Below are 6,072 nucleotides of genomic sequence, written 5' to 3'. Positions count from 1 at the left end.
CCGTGTACGTGGGCGGCAAGCGCTGCCGCGACGCGAAGCTGCGGCTGACGTCCGGGCAGGTGGTGGCGGTGGTGCTGGAGGAGGGGGGGGACGAGCTCGCTGGCCCAGGCGCCGGAGGCCCCCACGTTCCGGGTCCTGCACGAGGACGCGGAGGTGCTCGCGGTGGACAAGCCAGCGGGGCTCCCCGCGCAGCCCACGGAGGCGCGCGTGGGGGGCAACCTGGTGGACCAGGTGAGCCGGTACCTGGGACGCGAGGCGGGGCTGGTGCACCGGTTGGACCGCGAGACGTCGGGCGTGACGGTGTTCGGCAAGTCGGCGCGGGCGACGTCCGCGCTGGCGGCGGAGTTTCGCGAGGGACGCGCGCGCAAGCGCTACGTGGCGGCCACGGGGCCGGGGCTGCCCGCGTCGGGCAAGGTGGACCTGCCGCTGTCCAAGGACCCGTCGCGTCCGGGGCGGTGGCGGGCGAGCCGGGCCGCCAACGGGGTGCCCGCGCTGACGTACTTCCGCACGCTGTATGCCGGGCCGGAGTTCTGCGTGGTGGAGCTGCTGCCGCACACGGGCCGCACGCATCAGCTGCGCGCGCACCTGACGGCCTTGGGAGCACCGATTCTGGGGGACGCTCGCTATGGCGGCGCGGCGAAGGCGGCGGGGACGGAGGCGGCGCGGTGTCTGCTGCATGCGCACGCGCTGGAGCTGGCCCATCCGGACACGGGGCGGACGCTCTCGGTGGAGGCGCCGGTGCCCGAGGACCTGCTGCGCTTCTTCACCCTCGCGGGCGTCGCGGTGCCGAGCGGCGCGGTGCCCGAGAAGTAGCGCGCCTCAGGCCACGCAGGTGAAGTCCCGGCCCTCGACCCAGCCCAGGTGGGCCAGGTCCCGACGCAGCTCCTCTCGGGCCCAGCGCACGCCGACGCAGACGAGGAGCGGCTCCTGTCCCGGCGGCCCCAGCTCCTCGGGGCCCACGACGGGAATCCCGTTGAGCCGGGTGCCCTTCTTGCGCGGATGCACGTCGATGTAGCGCCGCACCTCCACGCCGTGCTCACGGAGCAGTCGCGTCATGAGCTTGCCGCTCGGGCCCGAGCCCCAGAGCGTGCAGACGCGGGCCTTCGAGAGGGGGCCGCGGCGGGCCACCAGGTAGCGGGCCTTGGTCCACATGAGCCTCTCGAGGCCATAGCGCGGGTCCGTCCGCGTCAGCCGCGCGGGGCTGTCGCGCCAGCGCAGGAGGACCTCGGGCAGGTTCTTGAGGGCGTGGCCCTGCTCGAGCAGCTCCAACCAGAGGGCGTAGTCCTCGGGGAAGTCCCCGTCCCGCCAGGCGCCGGTGGACGTCAGCGCCTCGCGGCGCAGGCAGACGGACGGGTGGCACAGGGGGCTCTCGATGAAGCGGGCGTGGAAGAGCTGCTCGGGGGAGGTCAGGCTGTTGATCCACCGCGCATAGGACTGGAGGGAGGGGCTCACCGGCTGGTCGTCCCGGAAGAGCTCCACGGCGGTGCCCACGCCGGCGAGCCCGGGGTCCGCCTCCAGGGCGTGGAGGCTGGCCTCGAGGCGCCGGGGCAGGGCCTCGTCGTCGGCGTCCATCCGGGCGACGTAGGGGGAGGTGGCTTGCAGGAGGCCCAGGTGGAGCGCGGAGACGAGGCCCCGGCCCTGGCCGGTGAGGACCTCCACGCGCGAGTCCCGGGCGGCCAGGGCCTCCAGGACGGCGCGGGTGGCGTCGGTGGAGCCGTCGTCGATGGCCAGCAGCCGGAGGTCCTGGAGGGTGCCGTCGAGCAGGCTCCGGGCGGCGCGGGCCACGGTGGCCTCGGCATTTCGAGCGGGAAGGAGGACGGTGACAACCGGGATGGCCATCGTTGTGTAGACTGCCGCACCCATGGGTGGCGTGAGAAACGGCAAGGGCGCCGGAACGCCGGAGCCCGCGGCCGTCCGACAGGAGGTGCCGCGAGCCGGCACGCTCGACGTCGGGTCGACGGATGAGGTGGCGGAAGGGGTGGCTCGGCACTTCCGGGCCGCCGCGCGCTGGCTGCGCGAGGGCTCCGCCGCCCGGGCGTTCGAGGAGCTGACGACCGCCCGCCGCACCCTGCCGATGACGCCGCGCCTGGCCTCCGCGCTGGTGCGCTTCGGGCGACTGGCGGGGGCCGAAACTGTTGCCATCGGGTTGCTGGAAGCCGTGCCGCCCACAGAGTCCGCCGAGGTCCGGCTCGCCGTGCGCCGACAGCTCGCGCGCCTGTTGCGCAAGACGGGGCAGGGGACCCGCGCGGTGGCGGTGCTCGACGCGCTGACGTGGGAGTTCCCGGACGAGCGCCGCGCGCGGCGGGTCCTGGAGGCGCTCCGAGCGAAGAGCACGAAGCCCGCCGCCGCGCCCGTGGGGAGCGTGCTGGAGAAGCTGCCGACGAAGAAGACGGGCGCGCAGGGCGTGTCCATCTGGGAGGAGGAAGAGGTCGACTACCACGCGGCGACGGTGGTGGACACCTCGGGCGTGGCGCCGAAGGTGACACCGGTGGCGCCGCGCTCGCTGACGATGGAGTTGTCGCGGGTGGAGTTCCAGGTGGAGGGGCCGCCCCTGGGATTGGAGACCTCCGGGGCCGCTCGGTCACTGGAGGGCGAGCCTCGGGAGAGCACGGGTGGTGGAGCCGTGCCATGGGAGGTGACGCCGACGGAGCCGGTGGCGCACGCGCGGGTTTCGGCGACGACGGGTGAGGCATCGGCGGTCGAGGGTGTGTCGCGGGTCGACGCGTCGAGCGCGGCCAGTCGGTCTTCCGGGTCTGTTGCGCGAGAGGAGGTTCGGGCTTCGGCGGGAGAGGACGCGGCGACGGGGGCTCTGCTGGAGGGCGCGCGTGCCGCGGCGGGCGAGGACGCGCAGCCGCGTGAGCCGACGGAGGTGGCGGCCTCGCCACTCGCCAGTACGGAACCGAGTGTGAGTCGTACCGATGCGCTGGCCCTGCCACTTGGCGATGAAGCTCGCGAAGCGTCGGGCACGACGAACGGTGTCCCCGTCGAAGGGGCTCCCGATGGCTCGTCCGGCGCGGTCCCTGCTGTCGGGCTCCCGACGCGTGTTGGCCCGGCGGATACCGCTGCGGATGCCATCGAGGGCTCCGCGCGTCCGCTGCTGGAGGCTCCGCCCTCCGAGACCGACCTGCCCGCGAAGACCCAGGTCGAGATGCCCGCGGTCCGCCTGGGGGCACTCTCGGTTCCCTGGGACGACGCGGCCGAGGAGCCGGCTGCGCCGCGGCCCGCGCTCCCGAAGGGGAACCCGGCGGTTGCGGAGCCTCCCGTCCTCCAGCCCGCGGAAGCGGAGCCCTCCGCGCGGGGCGCTGGCCCCACTCGAATCGAGGACGCTCCGCGCTCGGAGACGACGGAGGTTCCGCTCGCGGACCTCCTCGCCGCACTCGGGCGCGCATCCACGGGTGGCGATAACGCGGGTCGAGCCGCGCCTGCCCCCGTGGGAAGCAGCAGCGCCCCGGTGCCGCCGCGCTCGGGACGTCCGGGGTCGGGCGAGCATGTCCACGGCGAGGACACGGAGGAGTGGGCGCACTCCCAGAAGCTGGAGGCCCAGTTCATCGCGCGTCGTGCGTGGAAGGAGCTGGCCCAGCTGTACCTGAAGCGCGCGGACCGGGCGAAGGACCCGGCGGTGCGCGCGGAGGCGCTGACGCGACTGGCGGAGGTGATGGAGACCGAGCTCCAGGACCCCGCGGGCGCCGCGCGCATGTACGGCGAAATCGTCGAGCTGACGGGAGATCGCGTCGCGCTTCGTGAGCAGGTGCGGCTGTTGTCCTCTCGTGATGATGCCTCGCTGGTCCGGCGCGCGCTCGACGAGGCCATCCAGCGAGCGCGGAGCGGGCGGGCGCGTGCGACGGCGCTGCTGACGCGAGGCGAGCGCTGGCTGCACATGGGGGAGCTCCAGAAGGCCCGTGTGGACTTCGAGGCCGCGGATGCGCTGGTGCCGGGGATGGTGCCCGCGCTGGCGGGGCTGCTGCTCTGTGTCGAGGGCGAAGAGAGACGCTCCCTGGCGTCTCGCCTGCGCACCGTGCTCGCGGGATTGCAGCGTCGGACGCCCGACCGGGCCGAGGCGCTTCGGGTGCTCGCGCGCACCGCCGAGGAGCAGCTGCGTGATTCGCAGCTGGCGCAGTGGGCCTGGAGTGAGGTGCTCGCCGAGAACCCCGAGAGTGAGCAGGCTCGGGAGCGGCTCTTGTGGCTCGCGCGCGAGTTGGGGGACACGCAGTCGCTGGGGCAGCTCCTGCGCGCGCAGCTGGCTCGGGAGTCACGCGGCCCCGCGGCGCGACAGGCGCGGCTCGAACTGGTGGCCACGTTGGAGGCCGCCGGGGAGATGGAGGCCGCGCTGGGGGAGCTTCGCCAGGCGGTGCGTTTCGAGCCGGGGCACAAGGAGGCGTGGCTCCTGCTCGTGGAGCGGTTGTGGGCGCGTGGCAACCAGGGTGAGGCGGCCTGGGCGCTGGAGCATGCGGCCACCGCGACCGAGGACGAGCTCGAACGCGAGCAGACGTGGGAGCGGCTGGCGCGCTTGTGGCGCGAGTCGCTCGGCAACGCGGAGCGGGCGCAGGTCTACGCGCGGCGCGCGGAAGGGTTGAGGCTGGCGCGTGAGGAGCGGGAAGCGGCGCTGCCGCCGCCCGAGCCGCCCCGCGGCGCGACGCCTCGCCGCGAGTCCAGTGGGCCGCGGTCTCCGTTGGCTCCCTCTCCCGCGAAGTCGACGTCGCTCGTGGCGGCGGGCGGAGACCTGTCCGAGGAGATCACCTCGAGCTCCGACCCGAATGTTCCGCCGGGAGGAGAGAGCGTCGAGGCGACGAGCATCGCGCCTCCTCGAGGCGACAGGACGACGGGGCCGTCGGCGGCGAGTGGTGCGTCCGGGGCATCCGCTTCACCGCCGCAGGCGGGCGCCGCTGCCGTTCCCTCCGGCGCACAGGGCCCACGTGCCGAGAGGTCCGCACTTCCCCCGGGGGCGAACAGCCCGAGTGACAGGGGCGAGAGGGGCGCACCCGGCGACGTCGCGAGGCCGTCGAGTACGAACAGCCCGGGTCCGCGAGGTGGGAAGTCCGCGCAGCCCGCCGACGGGCTGTCCGCCAACGCTTCCTCTCCGCGCACTCATGCGCCCACGAGTGTCTCGCCCGGCAATGCGTCTCGTGCGGAGAAGGGTGCAGCGGCTGGCAACGCGCCTCGCGCGGAGAAGCCCGTTGCGTCCGCCGATGTCTCGCTCGGCAATGCGTCTCGTGCGGAGAGGGACCTTCTGCCCGGCGGCGGTGCGCTCGCCAGCGCGCCTCGTGTAGAGAAGGGTGCAGCGGTTGGCAACGCGCCTCGCGCGGAGAAGCCCGTTGCGGCCGCCGATGTCTCGCCCGGCAATGCGTCGCGTGCGGAGAGGGACCTTCTGCCCGGCGGTGGTGCGCCCGCCAGCGCGCCTCGTGTGGAGAGGGGGGCGGCACCCGGCAACGCGCCTCGCGCGGAGAAGCCCGTTGCGTCCGCCGATGTCTCGCCCGGCAATGCGTCTCGTGCGGAGAGGGACCTTCTGCCCGGCGGTGGTGCGCCCGCCAGCGCGCCTCGTACGGAGAGGGGGGCGGCACCCGGCAACGCATCTCGCACGGAGAAGCCTGGTCCCTCCGCAGGTGCGGTCCCCGGCAACGCGCCTCGTCATGAGCGGTCCGCTCCATCGACCGGCGCCGCTCCCGACAACGCATCTCGCACGGAGAAGCCGGCGCCCCCGGCAGGGCCTGCATCCGGCAACGCATCTCGCCCGGAGAAGCCCGGGCGCTCCACTGGTGCCGCGCCCGGCAACGCATCTCGCCCGGAGAAGCCCGCGCTCTCCACCGGCGCCGCGCCCGGCAATGCGTCTCGAGGAGAGAACCCCGCGCCCCGCGCCGCGAAGCCTGCGCCCGCCGGTGCGCGCACGGAGAAACCCGCGCCCCCAGTCCTCGCTCGCGTGGAGAAGCCCGCGCCCCGCGAGGACAGTCTCGCCGCGCTCGGCCCGGAGCTGGAGCGTCCCGCCCCGTCGGGCTCCACGGTCGTCTTCGGCGAGAGCGCCCCCGCGCCTCGCGCGGACCCGCAGCCCCGCGCGCCCCGAGGTGAGAGGCCCCGAGC

2 protein-coding genes and 1 pseudogene are annotated in these 6,072 nt (G+C 74.5%); 2 read left to right on the top strand and 1 reads right to left on the bottom strand.

All coding sequences use genetic code 11. The features are described from left to right. A pseudogene (locus FL311_RS40280) lies at positions 1 to 813 on the top strand (RluA family pseudouridine synthase); the annotation flags it as partial. A 6-nt stretch (positions 814 to 819) separates the two neighbouring features. On the opposite strand, the gene FL311_RS40275 reads toward FL311_RS40280, so the two are convergent. Next, positions 820 to 1,839: a glycosyltransferase gene (locus tag FL311_RS40275; RefSeq protein WP_141332944.1), complete on the bottom strand. Its 1,020-nt coding sequence runs from the start codon at positions 1,837 to 1,839 to the stop codon at positions 820 to 822. Between the two features lie 22 nt (positions 1,840 to 1,861). Here FL311_RS40275 and FL311_RS40270 point away from each other — a divergent pair. Beyond that, a partial coding sequence (locus FL311_RS40270; protein ID WP_141332943.1) for a hypothetical protein occupies positions 1,862 to 6,072 on the top strand: 4,211 nt, incomplete at its 3' end.

Origin of the sequence: Myxococcus sp. AB025B (assembly GCF_006518215.1) — a bacterium.
Classification (GTDB): Bacteria; Myxococcota; Myxococcia; order Myxococcales; family Myxococcaceae; genus Myxococcus; species Myxococcus fulvus.
The sequence above is the reverse complement of the archived record's forward strand: the minus strand, read 5'-3'. Positions and strand labels throughout refer to the sequence as shown.